General features: G+C 61.3%; 18 protein-coding genes. 7 read left to right on the forward strand and 11 right to left on the reverse strand.

Annotated features, from left to right (window positions below):
- Positions 1 to 116: 116 nt before the first annotated feature.
- The 3 genes from ccoM to J3Q04_RS18880 all read right to left on the reverse strand — a co-directional run bounded on the left by ccoM (position 117) and on the right by J3Q04_RS18880 (position 973).
- Entirely contained in the window at positions 117 to 233 is a 117-nt protein-coding gene (gene ccoM / locus J3Q04_RS18870; protein ID WP_030139315.1) for a cytochrome c oxidase subunit CcoM, read from the reverse strand.
- A gap of 145 nt (positions 234 to 378) precedes the next feature.
- A complete protein-coding gene (locus J3Q04_RS18875; protein WP_305496283.1) occupies positions 379 to 540 on the reverse strand; it encodes a hypothetical protein in 162 nt (53 codons plus the stop codon).
- Between the two features lie 91 nt (positions 541 to 631).
- A complete protein-coding gene (locus J3Q04_RS18880; protein WP_420764433.1) occupies positions 632 to 973 on the reverse strand; it encodes an aspartate-semialdehyde dehydrogenase in 342 nt (113 codons plus the stop codon).
- 250 nt (positions 974 to 1,223) lie between these two features.
- Between J3Q04_RS18880 and rapA the strand changes: the two genes are divergently transcribed.
- Positions 1,224 to 4,070: an RNA polymerase-associated protein RapA gene (rapA, locus tag J3Q04_RS18885; RefSeq protein ID WP_420764432.1), complete on the forward strand. Its 2,847-nt coding sequence runs from the start codon at positions 1,224 to 1,226 to the stop codon at positions 4,068 to 4,070.
- Positions 4,071 to 4,128: 58 nt separating this feature from the next.
- Here rapA and J3Q04_RS18890 read toward each other — a convergent pair whose 3' ends face one another.
- From J3Q04_RS18890 to J3Q04_RS18900, 3 genes are all read right to left on the reverse strand, one after another.
- Positions 4,129 to 5,007: an ATPase gene (locus J3Q04_RS18890; protein WP_434610010.1), complete on the reverse strand. Its 879-nt coding sequence runs from the start codon at positions 5,005 to 5,007 to the stop codon at positions 4,129 to 4,131.
- 107 nt (positions 5,008 to 5,114) lie between these two features.
- On the reverse strand, positions 5,115 to 6,107 hold the full coding sequence (locus tag J3Q04_RS18895) for an NAD-dependent epimerase/dehydratase family protein (protein WP_420764430.1): 993 nt from the start codon (positions 6,105 to 6,107) through the stop codon (positions 5,115 to 5,117).
- A 41-nt stretch (positions 6,108 to 6,148) separates the two neighbouring features.
- Positions 6,149 to 7,042 carry a LysR family transcriptional regulator ArgP gene (locus J3Q04_RS18900; protein WP_420764429.1) on the reverse strand — a complete coding sequence of 298 codons (894 nt, stop codon included), beginning with the start codon at positions 7,040 to 7,042 and terminating at the stop codon, positions 6,149 to 6,151.
- Positions 7,043 to 7,140: 98 nt separating this feature from the next.
- On the opposite strand from J3Q04_RS18900, the gene J3Q04_RS18905 reads away from it, so the two are divergent.
- From J3Q04_RS18905 to J3Q04_RS18920, 4 genes are all read left to right on the forward strand, one after another.
- Complete coding sequence (locus tag J3Q04_RS18905; protein ID WP_434562704.1) at positions 7,141 to 7,743, forward strand: LysE/ArgO family amino acid transporter; 603 nt, start codon at positions 7,141 to 7,143, stop codon at positions 7,741 to 7,743.
- Between the two features lie 174 nt (positions 7,744 to 7,917).
- Positions 7,918 to 8,514, forward strand: coding sequence for a superoxide dismutase (locus tag J3Q04_RS18910; RefSeq protein WP_420764427.1), 597 nt, complete (start codon positions 7,918 to 7,920; stop codon positions 8,512 to 8,514).
- Positions 8,515 to 8,867: 353 nt separating this feature from the next.
- The gene (locus J3Q04_RS18915) at positions 8,868 to 10,919 is read left to right on the forward strand and encodes a putative bifunctional diguanylate cyclase/phosphodiesterase (protein WP_434610005.1); all 2,052 of its coding nucleotides are present in this window, start codon (positions 8,868 to 8,870) and stop codon (positions 10,917 to 10,919) included.
- A gap of 183 nt (positions 10,920 to 11,102) precedes the next feature.
- The gene (locus J3Q04_RS18920) at positions 11,103 to 12,446 is read left to right on the forward strand and encodes an imelysin family protein (RefSeq protein WP_434610003.1); all 1,344 of its coding nucleotides are present in this window, start codon (positions 11,103 to 11,105) and stop codon (positions 12,444 to 12,446) included.
- Between the two features lie 315 nt (positions 12,447 to 12,761).
- Here the strand turns inward: J3Q04_RS18920 and J3Q04_RS18925 are convergent, their stop codons facing one another.
- The 3 genes from J3Q04_RS18925 to J3Q04_RS18935 form a co-directional block, all read right to left on the reverse strand.
- On the reverse strand, positions 12,762 to 13,997 hold the full coding sequence (locus J3Q04_RS18925) for an RNA polymerase sigma factor (RefSeq protein WP_434610002.1): 1,236 nt from the start codon (positions 13,995 to 13,997) through the stop codon (positions 12,762 to 12,764).
- A gap of 91 nt (positions 13,998 to 14,088) precedes the next feature.
- A complete protein-coding gene (locus J3Q04_RS18930; RefSeq protein ID WP_434609999.1) occupies positions 14,089 to 14,433 on the reverse strand; it encodes a YciI family protein in 345 nt (114 codons plus the stop codon).
- 55 nt (positions 14,434 to 14,488) lie between these two features.
- Positions 14,489 to 14,923: a YybH family protein gene (locus tag J3Q04_RS18935; RefSeq protein ID WP_420764422.1), complete on the reverse strand. Its 435-nt coding sequence runs from the start codon at positions 14,921 to 14,923 to the stop codon at positions 14,489 to 14,491.
- A 141-nt stretch (positions 14,924 to 15,064) separates the two neighbouring features.
- Between J3Q04_RS18935 and J3Q04_RS18940 the strand changes: the two genes are divergently transcribed.
- Positions 15,065 to 15,550, forward strand: coding sequence for a GNAT family N-acetyltransferase (locus J3Q04_RS18940; RefSeq protein ID WP_434562698.1), 486 nt, complete (start codon positions 15,065 to 15,067; stop codon positions 15,548 to 15,550).
- Between the two features lie 135 nt (positions 15,551 to 15,685).
- Here J3Q04_RS18940 and J3Q04_RS18945 read toward each other — a convergent pair whose 3' ends face one another.
- Entirely contained in the window at positions 15,686 to 16,174 is a 489-nt protein-coding gene (locus J3Q04_RS18945; protein ID WP_420764420.1) for a GyrI-like domain-containing protein, read from the reverse strand.
- 77 nt (positions 16,175 to 16,251) lie between these two features.
- Entirely contained in the window at positions 16,252 to 16,914 is a 663-nt protein-coding gene (locus tag J3Q04_RS18950; RefSeq protein WP_434609996.1) for a LysE family translocator, read from the reverse strand.
- Between the two features lie 207 nt (positions 16,915 to 17,121).
- Between J3Q04_RS18950 and alaC the strand changes: the two genes are divergently transcribed.
- Positions 17,122 to 18,336, forward strand: a complete 1,215-nt coding sequence (gene alaC, locus J3Q04_RS18955) for an alanine transaminase (RefSeq protein ID WP_305496304.1) — start codon at positions 17,122 to 17,124, stop codon at positions 18,334 to 18,336.
- The last annotated feature ends 55 nt before the right edge of the window (positions 18,337 to 18,391 follow it).

An 18,391-nucleotide genomic window follows, 5' to 3' on the forward strand; every position in this document is an offset into this window, starting at 1 on the left:
TATTGCGAGCAAGCACGCTCCCAAAATGGTTTTATGTGAAACCGGAACATTTGCCAAAAAAAAGGGCGACCGAAGTCGCCCAAAATGCCTTGCGTGCTCGTTGTCGCTGAAAAGGCCTACGGCTTCTTGCGCTTGTGCGCATCTTTCCAGATGAATAATCCAAAACCTGCGAAAAACACGAACATGAGGCCGACCGTCAACACACCGGCAAACACCACATTATCGATAAACATGACTGGCCTCCTGGTCTTGCCCCTGTTTCGTTGGAGCCAAGTTAACCAATCGGGCCCGGATGAAAATTGACCGGAATCAATACCGCTCGCGACGGAGCGAAATGAAGAGGGAATAATTGATTTGGATCAATGAATCGAGGGGAGCTCAGCGCTTTTTCGGTTTGTTTTTCGGTTTTTTCTTTGGCTTGCCCAGCGGCATGGCCTGCTCGAAAGCCTGGCGAACTTCATTGAGGCGTTTTTCGTTGAGGTCGTGAACGCGCTTGGCGCGCTCAGCGCCCAGGTCAATCAGCTTGTCTTCTTGGCTCATGGTGTGTCGGCATCATACGGTGAGTTCGGATGCGCCCATGATGCGGGCTGCTTCCTGCGTTGACCAGCCCGGCCGTCTCGGCGGGCTTGGATCAGATCTGGATATCGACCCACAGGCCTTGGCGCGACTCCCCTTCCACCAGCGGTACGACCGGTACGGTGTTGTCGGCGTTCAGCTCGGTGCCCGGCACCGCCAAATGTTCGTCGGGGTCTTCATCGGCTTCACGGCGACGCCTTTCACGCTCCTGCTGGCGGCGCTGTTCCTCGCGCAGCAACAACGCGGTTTCTTCAGGATCGCGCTTTTGCAGGTCGATGGTGCTTTCGCTGGAGCTTTCCTGAACAGGGACCACGGGCGGAATATCCGGTCGCGGCCGGATAGGATCCTGCTGCGCGGTAACGGGTACGGCGCTCAAGGGAAGCATGGGTGGCAACATAAAGGTCTCCTGTCTTCAGGTTGTCGGCTGTGGCGGGGACAGCTTGAACCGCTGGTCCGAAACTTGTGACCTGGTTGGCATTGCGCCCTGCCAGCCCACAAGCTTGTTTGATCGCGCAACCCGTTTAAGTTCCCTTGGCCAGGTTGACGGGGAACGCCCACGCGAGGCCTGGCAGATGTGCGTAAATCCTTTGGTCTGGCGGCTCATTCCGTTAAGATAGCCGGCTTTTTCACGGCGGGAGTCAGGCAGCATGGCGCAGCAGTATCAACCGGGGCAACGCTGGATCAGTGACAGCGAAGCCGAGCTGGGTTTAGGCACCGTTCTGGCACAGGACGGCCGCTTGTTGACCGTGCTCTATCCGGCCACTGGCGACACTCGCCAGTACGCGCTACGGAATGCGCCCTTGACCCGCGTACGGTTTTCGCCGGGCGACGTGATCACTCACTTCGAAGGCTGGAAAATGACCGTGCGCGAAGTCGACGACGTCGATGGACTGTTGGTCTACCACGGCCTTGACGGCCAGAACGAAGTCGTCACGCTGCCCGAAACCCAGCTGTCGAACTTCATCCAGTTCCGCTTGGCCAGCGACCGCCTGTTCGCCGGCCAGATCGACCCACTGGCCTGGTTTTCCCTGCGCTACCACACGCTGGAACATACCAGCCGCCAATTGCAGTCCCCGCTTTGGGGCCTGGGTGGCGTCCGCGCCCAACCGATCGCCCACCAACTGCACATCGCCCGTGAAGTGGCTGACCGCATTGCGCCACGGGTACTGCTGGCAGACGAAGTGGGCCTGGGCAAGACCATCGAAGCCGGCCTCATCATCCACCGCCAACTGCTTTCCGGGCGCGCCAGCCGCATCCTGATCCTGGTCCCGGAAAACCTCCAGCACCAGTGGCTGGTGGAAATGCGCCGGCGCTTCAACCTGCAGGTGGCGCTGTTCGACGAAGAACGCTTCATTGAAAGCGATGCCAGCAACCCCTTCGAAGACACCCAACTGGCGCTGGTGGCGCTGGAATGGCTGGTAGACGACGAGAAGGCCCAGGACGCGCTGTTTGCCGCCGGATGGGACCTGATGGTTGTCGACGAAGCCCATCACCTGGTGTGGCACGAAGACCATGTCAGCCCTCAATACGCGCTGGTGGAGCAACTTGCCGAAACCATTCCCGGCGTACTGCTGCTGACCGCGACACCTGAGCAACTGGGACAGGACAGCCACTTCGCCCGTCTGCGCCTGCTGGACCCGAACCGTTTCCATGATTTGCAGGCCTTCCGTGCCGAAAGCGAGAACTATCGCCCGGTCGCCGAAGCCGTCCAGGAGTTGTTGGACAAAGGGCGCCTGTCGCCCGAAGCCCACCAGACCATCCACGGTTTCCTGGGTAACGAGGGCGAAGCGCTGCTGACGGCTGTCAACGATGGCGACATCGAAGCCAGCGCCCGCCTGGTTCGTGAATTGCTCGACCGACATGGCACTGGCCGCGTGCTGTTCCGCAATACCCGCGCCGCCGTGCAAGGCTTCCCGGAGCGCAAGCTGCACGCTTATCCTTTGCCATGCCCGGACGAATACCTGGAACTGCCGCTGGGCGATCATGCCGAGCTGTACCCGGAAGTCAGCTTCCAGGCCCAGCCGGACGCCAGCGAAGAAGAGCGCTGGTGGAAATTCGACCCGCGCGTCGAATGGCTGATCGACCAGTTGAAAATGCTCAAGCGCACCAAGGTCCTGGTGATCTGCGCCCACGCGGAAACCGCCATGGACCTGGAAGACGCCCTGCGCGTGCGCTCTGGCATCCCTGCCACGGTGTTCCACGAAGGCATGAACATTCTGGAGCGCGACCGCGCGGCCGCTTACTTCGCTGATGAAGAGTTTGGCGCCCAGGTGCTGATCTGCTCGGAAATCGGCAGCGAAGGTCGTAACTTCCAGTTTGCCCATCACCTGGTGCTGTTCGACCTGCCATCGCACCCGGACCTGCTGGAACAACGGATCGGCCGCCTGGACCGGATCGGCCAGAAACACACCATCGAGCTGCACGTGCCCTACCTGGAAACCAGCCCGCAGGCCCGGCTGTTCCAGTGGTATCACGAAGCCCTGAACGCGTTTCTCAACACCTGCCCGACCGGCAACGCCTTGCAGCATCAATTCGGCCCGCGCCTGCTGCCATTGCTCGAAGAAGCCGACGATGGCGACTGGCAAGCGCTGATCGACGAGGCCCGCGTGGAGCGCGAGCGCCTGGAAGCCGAGCTGCATACCGGCCGCGATCGCCTGCTGGAGCTCAATTCCGGCGGCGCGGGTGAAGGTGATGCGCTGGTGGAAGCCATTCTCGAACAGGATGACCAGTTTGCCCTGCCGATCTACATGGAGACCTTGTTCGACGCCTTCGGTATCGACAGCGAGGACCATTCAGACAACGCGCTGATCCTCAAGCCGAGCGAGAAAATGCTCGACGCCAGTTTCCCCTTGGGCGACGACGAAGGCGTGACCATCACCTACGACCGCAACCAGGCGCTGTCTCGCGAGGACATGCAATTCATCACCTGGGAGCACCCGATGGTGCAAGGCGGCATGGACCTGGTGCTGTCGGGCTCCATGGGCAACACGGCCGTGGCGCTGATCAAGAACAAGGCACTCAAACCCGGCACCGTGCTGCTGGAACTGCTCTATGTCAGCGAAGTGGTCGCCCCGCGTTCGCTGCAGCTGGGCCGCTACCTGCCACCAGCGGCCCTGCGCTGCCTGCTGGACGCCAACGGCAACGACCTGGCGGCCCGGGTCTCTTTCGAAACCCTGAACGACCAGCTCGAAAGCGTGCCACGCGCCAGCGCCAACAAATTCATCCAGGCCCAGCGCGACCAACTCGCGCCGCGGATCAATGCCGGCGAACAGAAAATCATCCCACGCCATGCCGAGCGCGTGGCCGAGGCCCAACGTCGCCTGGCGGCTGATACCGAAGAAGAGCTGGCACGCTTGACCGCGTTGCAAGCGGTCAACCCAACCGTGCGGGACAGCGAGCTGGAGGCTTTGCGCCAGCAGCGTGAGCAAGGGTTGGCGATGTTGGAGAAGGCTGCGTTGCGGTTGGAGGCAATTCGGGTGCTGGTGGCGGGGTAATTTCGGCTGGGCTTTCGTTTCCGTGTGGGGGCGAGCACGCTCGCTCCCACAGGGTTCGTTACTGAGATCGGTTGCTCAGTTGCTGTTGCAGGTACTGGATCTGCGATTGCAAGGTGTTGATGTTGCGGGTGACCTGGCCGCGGAAGGCATCGAATTCGGCGGTATTGCCGGAACGGTTTTCCTGTTGGCTCTTGAGCACGACCATGTCCTGCTCCAAACGCTCGATGGCCGAGTTGGAAGTGGCTCGTTTCAAAGCCGTGATGTCCGCACCGATGCTCTTGAGCTGGGCATCCAGGGCACCACCCTCGCCTTGGTTCTTCAAGGCCGACACTTCCGCCGCCAACGCCTTGACCTGAGCCTGGAGTTCCTTGTTGGCCGCTTGCAGCTGGGTGTTGGTGTTTTCCTGCTGCGAAGCCTGGGTGATCATCTTGGCCAGTTGCGTGTCCAGGTCGGCGGACGGGCCGAAGGCGCCTTGCAGCGCTTTATATTGTTCCTGCAGCTTGCCGTCGAATTGGCGGCCCTGCTCTTGCATCTTGTTTTCCAACTGTCTGATCTGCAGTTTCAAGGCTTCACTGTCGCTCATGACATTGGACTGTCCGGCGACCACCTTGCCGGAAATGTCCTGCAAGCGCCCGGCCGCATCCTCGCTGATGCGGGCGAAGCTTTCCTGGGTGGCCACCAATTGCTGTTCCATCAGGGAAATCTGCTGGAAACTCCACCACGCCAGGAAGGCCAGCGCGCACAGCAAGGCTCCGACCAAGGCCCACAGCGGCCCGGTGCTCGGTGCCTTGACCTTCGCCGCCGCAACGGACGCCGGACGCGCCTGCACGTGGGGCGGGCGATTGCTCAGGAAGTCATCGTCATCGGGGATGTCCGCCCGCATCCGCAGGCTCGGTACATCGTCGAAGTCGTCGTTGGCATCGTTACGCATGGGCATGGGTTCAACCTTTGGGAAATCGGTGGTGACTCGATGCGGCGAGTATAACCCCCTCGCCCGCCGCACCCATTGACCCCGAACCGGGCACTCGGTTCATGACGGGGCGATCAGCGGCCATGCTGGACGCGCCACCAGGCGCAGAATTCATCGAGGGCGGCCCAGAGGCTGACCTTCGGATCATAATCCAGACAGTGCCGTGCCCGGTCGATATCCAGGGTGAAATTCCTGCTCATCACCTGCATGCCCAGGCGTGACAGCGTCGGTTCAGGCCGTCCGGGCCAGATTGCGCAAAGACCTTCGTTCATGGCCGCAACGCTGTAGGCCAGTCCATAGGAGCGGTAACGCCTGACCTGCGGGACTTCCATCTGCCGCATCACATAATTGACCACATCCCACAGTGGGACAGGCGCGCCATTGCTGATGTTATAAGCCTTGCCCAAGGCCGAATCGGTGGCCAGCAGGCTGCTGAGCAGCGCTTCGTTGAGGTTCTGTACGCTGGTGAAATCCACTTTGTTCAAGCCGTTGCCAACAATCGCCAGGCGTCCCTTGCGCTGCATTTTAAGCAGCCGCGGGAAAATGCTCATGTCGCCGGCACCGGTGACGAATCGCGGGCGCAGGGCCAGCACTTCCAAACCGAACTCCTGAGCACCGAAGACTTTCTGTTCGGCCAGGTATTTGGTGGCAGCGTAGGGATGCTTGAAACGTTTGGGCACCTGTTCTTCGGTCAATCCCAAGTGGTCACGACCATCGAAGTAGATCGAGGGCGAAGAAAGGTGAACCAGTCGCCGGACCTTTTGCTTCAGACAAGCCTCGACGATGTTCTCGGTGAGCTGGACATTGCCTTGGTGAAAGTCCTGGTAGCGTCCCCATAACCCCACCGAGCCGGCGCAATGCACCACGGCGTCGACATCGCGACACAGGTCCCGGGCCAACATCGGGTCGCCCAGATCGCCCTCGATGAACTCGGCGCCGCGCGTCACCAGGTGCTGGACGTTTTCAGGCCGGCGGCCATTGACCCGAACATCCAGGCCTTGCTCCAGGGCGAAACGCGCAAAGCGTCCGCCAATGAAGCCGCTTGCGCCGGTGACCAGAATTTTCATGAAATGCTCCTAAATCAGTTTCGTGCCACAAGCCAGCTGCATCAGTTCACCCCATGCAGCGTGCTGCCTGCCGCTGCGACCAGCTGCTCGGTCAACAAACCGAGCAGCTGCCCACCATTGCGCCAATGATGCCAGTACAGCGGCACGTCAATCGGCTTATCTGCGAGTAATTCCACCAGTTCGCCTCTTTCCAGTGCATCGCGAACTTGCAGCTCGGGCACTAGCCCCCAGCCAAGCCCCGCCTCGATAAGGCGAAGGAAACCTTCGGATGATGGACATAAATGGTGTTCGAATCCGCCTTCGACGCCGAGGGAAGCGAGATACCGGTGTTGCAGGAAATCATCCGGCCCGAACACCAGGGCAGGTGTGCGAGCCAGTAGATCGGCGCGCACCCCGCCGGGGAAATGCCGGGCAATGAAGGCGGGGCTGGCGAGCGCCCGGTAGCGCATGGCCCCCAGCAACACGCTGCGGGCGCCGGCCACCGGGCGTTCACTGGCGCAAAGACAAGCGGCGACCTCTCCGGCGCGCATGCGCTTGAGGCCTACGGTCTGGTCCTCCACCACTAAATCGAGCAACACATGCTGCTCGGCACAGAATGTCCCCACCGCGCTGGCCCACCATGTGGCCAGGCTGTCGGCGTTCAGCGCAATGCGCAGGCGCTCCGGCAGGCCCTCTTCGTCCAGCGCCGGTACCAGGCTTTGCAGGTCGCGCTCCAGCAAACGCACCTGTTGTACATGGTTGAGCAGGCGACGGCCGATTTCCGTGGGCGTCGGAGGCGTGGCGCGCACCAGCACGGGCTGGCCGACCCGCGCTTCGAGTAGCTTTATCCGCTGGGAGATGGCCGATTGCGACAATCCCAGCACCTGCGCGGCTCGCTCGAAGCCAGCTTGCTCGACAACGCTCGCCAGGGCGGAAAGCAGTTTGTAATCGAACATCAGTTTTCCTTATGGCCGATCAGCATGATTTGTTTTTCTTATACCCCCGCACCCCGGAGAATGGCCAGCAATTTGCGAACTCCTGGAGTGACAACGTTATGTGGCAAAGCTATGTAAACGGGCTGCTGGTGGCCCTTGGGTTGATCATGGCGATCGGCGCGCAGAACGCGTTCGTGCTGGCCCAGAGCCTGCGCCGCGAGCATCACCTGCCGGTGGCTGCGCTGTGCATCGCCTGTGATGCGCTGTTGGTCGCCGCCGGGGTGTTCGGCCTGGCAACGCTGCTGGCCCAGAGCCCATTGTTGCTTTCGATCGCTCGCTGGGGCGGCGCTGCGTTCTTGCTTTGGTACGGCAGCCAGGCGCTGCGTCGGGCCTGTTCGAGGCAAAGTCTGGAGCGGGATGAAAAGCAGGTCGCGCGGTCTCTGCGAACCGTGCTGCTGAGCGCGCTGGCGGTCACGCTGCTCAACCCTCACGTCTACCTCGACACCGTGTTGCTGATCGGCTCTCTCGGTGCCCAGCAGAGCGTGCCTGGCGCCTACGTCGTGGGCGCGGCCAGTGCTTCGCTGCTGTGGTTTTCCACGTTGGCCCTGGGTGCCGCGTGGCTCGCTCCCTGGCTGGCCCGCCCTGCGACCTGGCGCGTCCTGGACCTGCTGGTGGCCGTGATGATGTTCACGGTAGCAGCGCAACTGATCGTGTCGGGCTGATATTCCAAACCGCTCTGGAACCTCTATTCCACACAGTTGTTGCGTGGTTATGCCGCACCCCCGGTGCTATGATCCGACTCCTGCGCCGCAAAGAGTACAAACTCCCCGGCGCTAGTCTGGCCGCCCGTGATCGGCCTTGCGCTCACCGCAACTGACCTGATTAGGAGAATCACCATGGCTTTCGAATTGCCGCCGCTGCCGTACCCACACGACGCACTGGCGCCACACATCTCCAAAGAAACGCTGGAATACCACCACGACAAGCACCACAACACCTATGTCGTGAACCTGAACAACCTGGTGCCTGGCACCGAGTTCGAAGGCAAGACCCTGGAAGAAATCGTCAAGACTTCCTCGGGCGGTATCTTCAACAACGCCGCTCAGGTCTGGAACCACACCTTCTACTGGAACTGCCTGACGCCTAACGGCGGCGGCCAACCTACCGGCGCGCTGGCTGAAGCCATCAATGCTGCCTTCGGTTCGTTCGACAAGTTCAAGGAAGAATTCAGCAAGACGTCCATCGGCACCTTCGGTTCCGGTTGGGGCTGGCTGGTGAAAAAGGCTGACGGTTCCCTGGCCCTGGCCAGCACCATCGGCGCCGGCAACCCGCTGACCAGCGGCGACACCCCGCTGCTGACCTGCGACGTCTGGGAGCACGCCTACTACATCGACTACCGTAACGTGCGTCCAAAATACGTCGAGGCGTTCTGGAACCTGGTGAACTGGGAGTTCGTGGCTCAGCAGTTCGAAGGCAAGACCTTTACTGCCTAAGCTGTGATGTCTTGAAAAACGGCGCTTTTCCGACGGGAAAGCGCCGTTTTTTTTAGACTTGGATTGCTCTGCGCGAGCGAGCTTGCCCCTCGGCAAGCTTCGCGGTGATCAAGCAATATCGCCCCAGGTAAATGACCTCGCGTCCGAAAAACCAATAAAAATCCCGCCTAGCCTCAAGTTGCAGGCCCTTCCAACCGAAACAATGGTCGTAGAGTCATCACTCTGCAAACACCGTATAACGGCCAGGTTTCAGGCGAAATCCCTTGTGTTTGATTGTCCCTTTGACTGACATCACAGGATTGCCAATACTCATGGCATCTTGACGCTACCCGCACGGAACAAGGAATCCCTCTTTGAAGCTGGAACTCAAAAACAGCTTGTCTGTGAAGTTGCTCCGGGTCGTGCTCCTCTCGGCGTTGATCGTTGGCATGGTTTTAAGCTGCGCCCAGATCGTATTCGACGCCTACAAAACCAACCGGGCCGTCGCCGACGACGCCCAGCGCATCCTCGATATGTTCCGCGATCCGTCCACCCAGGCGGTCTATAGCCTGGACCGCGAGATGGGCATGCAGGTGATCGAAGGCCTGTTCCAGGATGAAGCCGTGCGCATGGCGTCCATCGGGCATCCGCGCGAAACCATGCTGGCCGAAAAAACCCGGCCTCTGCAGAAGTATGAAAGCCGCTGGCTGACCGACCTGATACTGGGCCAGGAGCGGACCTTCACCACGCAACTGGTGGGCCGCGGCCCCTACAGTGAATATTATGGCGACCTGAGCATCACGCTCGACACCGCCACCTATGGCCAGGGCTTTATCGTCAGTTCGGTCATCATCTTCATTTCCGGAATGCTGCGGGCTCTGGCCATGGGCCTGGTGCTGTATCTGGTCTACCACTGGCTGTTGACCAAGCCGCTGTCGCGAATCATCCAGCACCTGACCGAAATTAACCCGGACCGCCCCAGTGCCCACAAGATCCCGCAGCTAAGGGGTCACGAGCACAACGAACTGGGCCTGTGGATCAACACCGCCAATCAATTGCTGGCCTCCATCGAGCGCAACACCCACCTGCGCCACGAGGCTGAAAACAGCCTGCTGCGCATGGCCCAGTACGATTTCCTGACCGGCCTGCCCAATCGCCAGCAACTGCAACAGCAACTGGACAAGATCCTCGTGGATGCCGGACGTCTGCAACGTCGCGTCGCGGTGCTGTGCGTGGGGCTGGATGATTTCAAGAGCATCAACGAACAGTTCAGCTACCAGACCGGTGACCAGCTGCTGCTTGCCCTGGCCGATCGGCTGCGCGCCCACAGCGGACGCCTCGGCGCATTGGCGCGACTGGGCGGCGACCAGTTTGCGCTGGTCCAGGCCGATATCGAGCAACCCTATGAAGCCGCCGAACTGGCCCAGAGCATTCTTGACGACCTGGAAGCGCCGTTCGCGCTGGACGACCAGGAGATCCGCCTGAGGGCGACCATTGGCATCACCTTGTTTCCTGAAGACGGCGACAGCACCGAAAAGCTGCTGCAAAAAGCCGAGCAGACCATGACCCTGGCCAAGACCCGCTCGCGCAATCGTTATCAGTTCTACATTGCCAGCGTCGACAGCGAGATGCGCCGCCGTCGCGAATTGGAAAAGGACCTGCGCGAAGCCCTGTCGCGCGAGCAGTTCACCCTGGTGTACCAGCCGCAGATCAGCTATCGCGACCTGCGCGTGGTGGGCACCGAAGCGCTGATTCGCTGGAACCATCCCGAACACGGTTTCGTGCCGCCAGACCTGTTCATTCCTCTGGCCGAGCAGAACGGCACGATCATCGCGATCGGCGAATGGGTCCTGGACCAGGCTTGCAAGCAGCTGCGGGACTGGCATGACCAGGGCTTCGTCGACCTGCGCATGGCGGTCAACCTGTCCACCGTGCAGCTGCACCACGCCGAGCTGCCCAGGGTGGTGAACAACTTCCTGCAGATGTACCGCCTGCCGCCGCGCAGCCTGGAGCTGGAAGTCACCGAGACCGGCCTGATGGAGGACATCACCACCGCTGCCCAGCATTTGCTGAGCCTGCGCCGTTCCGGCGCGCTGATCGCCATTGACGATTTCGGCACTGGCTACTCATCGCTGAGTTATCTCAAGAGCCTGCCGCTGGACAAGATCAAGATCGACAAGAGCTTCGTCCAGGACCTGCTCGATGACGAAGACGATGCAACAATCGTTCGCGCCATCATCCAACTGGGCAAGAGCCTGGGTATGCAGGTCATTGCCGAAGGTGTCGAGACTATCGAGCAGGAGGCGTACATCATTTCCGAGGGCTGCCATGAAGGCCAGGGTTACTACTACAGCAAACCCCTGCCCGCGCGGGAGTTGGGCCTTTACCTGAAGCAGGCGGAGCGCATCAAGGCTTCCATCGTCTGATCCTCGCCGGCCCCGTCATCGGAAATTTCTTACGGACGTCGTCGAAAGACAGCGATCCGCTCGAGTGAATAAGAAATATTTACAGGCACAACCCTTTACACATAATGCAAATCTTTCGCATTATGTCGCAGTTTTGCGCGCCCTCGCGCCTGTCCCATTCATCACCGAAGCAGGATGTTCGCCATGATTCGTATGCCTCTGGCTACCGCCAGTCTGTTGGCCATTGCTATTTCCCTCGCCGGTTGCGGCGAAGGCAAAGACAAGGCCGCCGCGCCGCAAGCGCCAACGCCGGCCGCCAGCACCGCTGCACCGGCTGCCCCCGCTACCGCTGGCAAGATCGATGAAGCCGCCGCCAAGGCTGTTGTCGCGCACTACGCCGACATCGTCTACGCCGTCTACAGCGATGCCGAATCCACCGCGAAAAACCTGCAGACCGCCGTCGATGCCTTCCTGGCCAAGCCGAACGCCGACACCCTGAAAGCCGCCAAGGCTGCCTGGGTCGCCGCACGCGTGCCATACCTGCAGAGCGAAGTGTTCCGCTTCGGCAACACCATCATCGACGACTGGGAAGGTCAGTTGAACGCATGGCCCCTGGACGAGGGCTTGATCGACTACGTCGACAAATCCTACGAGCATGCCTTGGGTAACCCGGGCGCCACCGCCAATATCATTGGCAACACCGAGGTCCAGGTCGGCGAAGACAAGGTCGACGTCAAGGACATCACCCCGGAAAAACTCGCCAGCCTGAACGAGCTGGGCGGTTCCGAGGCCAACGTCGCCACCGGCTACCACGCCATCGAATTCCTGCTGTGGGGCCAGGACCTCAACGGCACCGGCCCTGGCGCTGGCAATCGCCCGGCCTCGGATTACCTGGAAGGCGCCGGCGCCACGGGCGGCCACAACGATCGTCGTCGCGCCTACCTGAAGTCCGTCACCCAGCTGCTGGTCAACGACCTGCAGGAAATGGTCGGCAACTGGAAGCCGAACGTAGCCGACAACTATCGCGCCACCCTGGAAGCCGAGCCTGCCGAAACCGGCCTGCGCAAGATGCTGTTCGGCATGGGCAGCCTGTCCCTGGGTGAACTGGCGGGCGAGCGCATGAAAGTCTCCCTGGAAGCCAACTCCCCGGAAGACGAACAGGATTGCTTCAGCGACAACACCCACAACTCGCATTTCTACGATGCCAAGGGCGTGCGTAACGTTTACTTGGGTGAATACACACGCGTAGACGGCACCAAGATGACCGGTGCCAGCCTGTCGTCCCTGGTGGCGAAGGCCGACCCGGCCGCCGACACCGCGCTCAAGGCCGACCTGGCCGATACCGAAGCGAAGATCCAGGTCATGGTGGATCACGCCAACAAGGGTGAGCACTACGACCAACTGATCGCCGCTGGCAACACCGCGGGCAACCAGGTCGTGCGCGACGCCATTGCCGCCCTGGTCAAGCAGACCGGTTCGATCGAACAGGCCGCAGGCAAGCTGGGCATCAGCGACCTGAACCCGGACAGCGCTGATCACGAGTTCTGATCAACGCCGGTTCGGTCACCGATAAACCCGTGGGAGCGAGCTTGCTCGCGATGGGGTCTACCAGCCAACCATGATGTTGGCTGGGCCACCCCCATCGCGAGCAAGCTCGCTCCCACGTTGGTTTCTGGATACATGAATTCCATGCGTGCGATAACCTCCCTTGTGGGAGCGAGCCTGCTCGCGAAGGCGGTGGGTCAAGCGCAGTGATGCAGGATTTGCCGACGCAGCAGCTCCTTCATATAGCCGACACATCGCAGGGGGCCGCTTCGCGCCCCAGCGGGAGCAAGCTCCCTCGCCACGGGCCTGCTCGTGCCATCAGTGCAAGCCGGCAAGCCTGGCTTCGATAAACCGCCGCTCCGGCAACTGCTGCGTCAACGCCAGCGCACGACGGTACGCCGCCCTCGCCTCCTCCACCCGTCCCAACTGCCGACAAAACTCCGCCCGCGCCGAATGGGCCAGGTGATAGTCGGTCAATTCACCCCTACCCAGTATTCCATCGATCAGGCTCAGCCCAGCCTGCGGCCCGTCGCGCTTGGCCAAGGCGGCCGCGCGGTTGAGTTCGATGACCGGCGATGGCACGGCACGCAGCAGCACATCGTAGAGGCCGACGATCTGCGGCCAGTCGGTTTGCTGCGCTGTCGGCGCTTCGGCGTGCACCGCAGCGATCGCCGCTTGCAGGCAATACGGTCCGAACCGCCGGGTATTGAGCGCCGCCTCGACCATGGCGCAGCCTTCGGCAATCATTGCCTGGTCCCACAGCGACCGGTCCTGTTCATCCAGCAAGACCAGCTCACCGGTCATGGAAGTCCGCGCCGGCCGCCGCGATTCGTGCAACAGCATCAATGCCAGCAACCCCATTACTTCGGCTTCGGGCAACAGCTCCATCAACAGGCGTGCCAGGCGTATGGCTTCGCGGGTCAGGTCTTCCCGGGTCAACTCGGCGCCCATCGACGCCGAGTACCCTTCGTTGAACACCAGGTAGATCACGCGCAGGACGCTGTCGAGGCGTTCAGGCAATTCGGTGCGGGACGGCACCTGGTAAGGAATTCGTGCATCACGGATCTTCGCCTTGGCCCGCACGATGCGCTGGGCGATGGTCGCCGGCGCCGCGAGAAATGCGTGGGCGATCTCCTCGGTCGTCAGGTCGCACACTTCTCGCAGGGTCAACGGCACTTGGGCGTCAGCCGCCAGCGCGGGGTGGCAGCAGGTGAAAATCAGCCGCAGGCGATCGTCTTCCACGTCCTCGTCACTCCAATCGGCCTGCTCCAGCTCCTCGAGCTGCGCAATCAGCATCGGTTGGGATGCCGCGAAGCGCGCCCGCCGGCGCAGGCCGTCAATCGCCTTGAACCGCCCCGCCGATACAAGCCAGGCTCGCGGATTGTCCGGCACTCCGTCGCGCTGCCAGCGCTCCACCGCGATGAAAAAGGCCTCGTGCATAGCCTCTTCAGCGAGGTCGAAGTCTCCCAGCAGGCGAATCAGGGTCGCCAGGATCCGCCGCGAGTCCTGCCGGTAGACCTGCTCGACCCGCGCCTTGACCACTTCGGCCGACATCAGCCGGACAGCCCCCTGGTCACTGGGCTGATGGATCGCATGGAAGAAACAAGCTCAAGGTTCATGGAAGCAATCCTGTTGATCATCGTTTTCAAGGATTCAATTGACGTACCGGTCGAACCTCGACACAGCCGACCCGGGCCGCCGGTATGTGGCCGGCGACCTGGATGGCTTCGTTCAGGTCCTTGGCGTCGATCAAGTAGAAGCCCGCCAATTGCTCCTTGGTTTCGGCGAACGGGCCATCGGTGATGGACAGCTTGCCGCCGCGCATGCGCACCGTGGTGGCGGTCTGCACCGACTCCAGGGCTTCGGCCGCGACCATCCGGCCACTGCCCTGGACTGATTCGGCGTAGGCCATGCATTCGGCGTCCTCGGGACTGTCCGGCGAGTTGTGCAGGACCTTTTCGTTGCTATACACCAGGCATAAATACTTCATGGAGAGCTCCGTGATCGGCTGATCGACAAGGATGGCAGAAGCGAACCGCAGCCGCTCAGGGCTGCAAATCGAAAATCGCCGTCCCGGCCATGGGATCGAACGGCGCGGACCAATGCTCGTGGACGATTTTCCACTGCCCGGCCGAACGTTTGTAGCAGGCCGTCACGCGCATCCAGCAGGCCTGCTCCTCGCCCTTATCGTTGGTGCCACCGCAATAAGCCAGCCAGTGGGCAAACGCAATGTCATCGGCTGCGTTGATCTGCACCTGGTGAAAATCGAACTTGTGCGGGCCGGGGCACATTTCCATGCAAGCCTCCCAGTGCGCCCGGTAGGCGACCTTGCCCTTGAATTGCAAGGCCTGGATGGCGTCGAACGAAACGATGCCATCGTCATAAAGCGCCATGACCTTTTCTACATCCTTGGCCATGACCGCTTGGCGATAAGTATCGATCAGGGTCTGGATCTCGGTATCGGCAGCTTGGGTATTCATGGTGATTCTCCGCAGGTTTTTGTTAGAGACACCCTTTGTCGTTTGGAGAAACGGCAAATCGACAGCTAAACAAAAATAATCCAAAGAAAAAATTTCGCTAGAATCCAAGGTCCATTCTGTCGACAAACAACGGACGTTTTCGTGACTGCTCAGCTCGTACCCTATGAAGACCTGACCCCACTGCAACGGCAACAGGTCGAATCCATCGAGATTTACCCCGACCAAATCAAGTTCTCTGGCGACATCCACGGCGCGCTGCACACACTGCTGTCCAAGCCCGGCCCAGGGGTCAAGGGCTTCGCCTTGTTGGACGACGAGGTGCCCGTGGCGTTCCTGCTGCTCAAGCGCCCGCCCGTGCTGCCGGCCTGGGCCAACGAACACAGCGCGACCCTGCACGCGTTGCAAGTTGACCACCGCGCCCAGGGCAAAGGCTATGGCAAGGCGTGCCTGCAAGCGCTACCCGCCGCGGCCCGCGCGGCCTGGCCGGAAATCAGGGGATTGGAGCTCTCCGTCGATGCTGACAACCACTCGGCCATCGGCCTCTACACCCGACTGGGCTGGGTCGACAGTGGCGAAGCCTACAAAGGCCGCATCGGTTATGAGCGGCGGATGGGGTTGGTGTTTTGACAAACAGGGCCAACGATCAATAGCTGCAAAGTCTGGCGGCGAGCTTGCTCGCGATGAGGGCATATCGGTCGACGTCGACGTTGGCTGATCCGCTGCTATCGCGAGCAAGCTCGCTTCCACGGGGACCCGAGGTGATCAACTCGGCTTGAGCGGTATCCAGATTTCCAGGTGGCCTTCGCCGGTCCGGGGATTGAAATCTTCACTGTAGCGCTCAAACTCCGGTTCATCCGCCGCCTGATGGCCCGATTGGGGCAGCCATTCTTTCCAGATGTATTGGAACGTATCCGGCAGATCCTTGAGCGGCCCTTTGTGCTCGAAGACCGCGTAGGACCCGGGCTGGATCTCGATCCAGCGGTATTGTTCGGGTAGGTCGTCGAGCCGGCTGATTTCCACGCCAGCGATGTACTCGAAGCCGCCCTGGCCGTCCGGGTTGCAGCACACCCCGTACGTTACCTCGTCTTTCTGTCCGGGCACCTTGCCGAGCCAAGGCAGGAATTTTTCCCAGAGCTGCGGGATGTCCTGGGCGGTTTCCTGGGTAAAACGCGCGCCGAAACCGGCGATGAGCTGAAAGCGTCCCTGCTCGAAGCGCGGCTCGGCTGCGTTAGCGCGTTTTTGCGTTTCCATTGCTCAACACTCCGAAAACTTGAAGTCGGGTTTGGCAGTATAGAAGCCAAACCGTAATTGCCAGGCCGTTTCGCTTGTTAAAGTCCCGGCAAGCTGGGGGCGTTTACCGTTCCTACAAACTCGTTATAACCAGAAACGATCACGTAGACCGCGAAATAACAGAAGATCGCCGCCGATGCCCAATAGGAGTACCGCAGCAACTTATCGCCTAGCATTTTCCCGCCCTGGGTCGCTGCCAGGCACAGGCCAGCGCTCCAAAGCAGCCCGGCGCTGAGGAATCCGCCCAGGAACAAGGCCGAGCTGAGCACGGTGCCGCCACCCGAGCGGGCGATGAGCGTTCCGCCCACTGCGGCGAACCAGAGAATGGCGCTGGGCGATGACATGGCGAGGAAAATCCCGCGAAAAAATTCCTGGCGCGGCGAGTTGGCCCGATTCTCGCCCGCCTCAGCCAGCACCGCGTTGTGATAGATCGCCGAATGAACCATTTTCGCCGCGAAATACAAGAGCAGCACCGAGCCGCCAATCCACAGCGCCCAACGCACCGGTTCGTATTGCAGCAAAACGGTCATCCCGGCCAGCGCCAGGACTGCATAGACCAGGTCGCCCACGCACGTGCCCAGGCCCAAGGCGAAGCCTTGGAAATAGCCGCGTTGCATCGCCAGCGTGATCATCGCGATGTTGGCCACGCCAATGTCCAGGCACAGCGAAAGACTCAGCAGGAAGCCGCTGGAAAATTCCATGATTCGTTCCATCAGGATTGGATAGGCGTGTTCAGCCGCCTGCGGGGCCTTTCGGGGGCGCCGCAGCCAGGGCGACAGTGTCGTCGAAAATAGTTCGGCGCGGCTACTGGACAATTCGACATCCGCCCGATTATCTTGCGCCGCAGGCCACCGCAGTGGCCAACGTCGCTCGGACGGTTCCGGGCGCTCACGTATCTCGAGGCAACAATGGCCGAACAAGGTTCGCCGCGCCGCTTTGCGCGCATCGATCGACTCCCCCCGTACGTATTCAATATCACTGCCGAGCTGAAGATGGCTGCGCGTCGGCGCGGCGAAGACATCATCGACTTGAGCATGGGTAACCCCGATGGCGCCACGCCCCCACATATCGTGGAGAAGTTGGTCACCGTCGCCCAGCGTGAAGACACTCACGGCTACTCCACGTCCAAAGGCATCCCGCGCCTGCGCCGCGCCATTTCGCGCTGGTACAAGGACCGCTACGAGGTGGACATCGACCCGGAAAGCGAAGCCATCGTCACCATCGGTTCCAAGGAAGGCCTCGCGCACCTGATGCTGGCGACCCTGGACCAGGGCGACACGGTGCTGGTGCCCAACCCCAGCTATCCGATCCACATCTACGGCGCGGTGATCGCCGGCGCCCAGGTGCGTTCGGTGCCGCTGGTGCCCGGCGTGGATTTCTTCGATGAGCTGGAGCGGGCCATTCGCGGTTCGATCCCCAAGCCGAAGATGATGATCCTCGGCTTCCCGTCCAACCCGACCGCGCAATGCGTGGAGCTCGATTTTTTCGAACGGGTCATCGCCCTCGCCAAGCAATACGACGTGCTGGTGATCCACGACCTGGCGTACGCCGACATCGTGTATGACGGCTGGAAAGCGCCGTCGATCATGCAAGTGCCAGGGGCCAAAGACATCGCGGTGGAGTTCTTCACCCTGTCCAAGAGCTACAACATGGCCGGCTGGCGCATCGGTTTCATGGTCGGCAACCCGGAACTGGTCAGCGCCCTGGCGCGGATCAAGAGCTACCACGACTACGGCACCTTCACCCCGCTGCAAGTGGCCGCCATCGCCGCCCTCGAAGGCGACCAGCAATGCGTGCGCGACATTGCCGAGCAGTACCGCCAGCGCCGCAATGTGCTGGTCAAGGGCCTGCACGAGCTGGGGTGGATGGTGGAAAACCCGAAGGCGTCGATGTACGTCTGGGCCAAGATCCCCGAAGCCTATGCGCACCTGGGCTCACTGGAGTTTGCCAAGAAGCTGCTGGCCGAAGCCAAGGTCTGCGTCTCGCCGGGGGTGGGGTTCGGGGAATATGGGGATGATCACGTGCGCTTTGCGCTGATCGAGAACCAGGACCGGATTCGCCAGGCGGTGCGGGGGATCCGTGGGATGTTCCGGGCGGATGGGTTGGCTGGCAAACAAGCCTGACGGCCAACCACAACCTCTATGTGGCGAGGGAGCTTGCTCCCGCTCGACTGCGAAG

Origin of the sequence: Pseudomonas sp. D4-21 (assembly GCF_051132125.1) — a bacterium.
In the GTDB taxonomy this organism is placed as follows: Bacteria; Pseudomonadota; Gammaproteobacteria; order Pseudomonadales; family Pseudomonadaceae; genus Aquipseudomonas.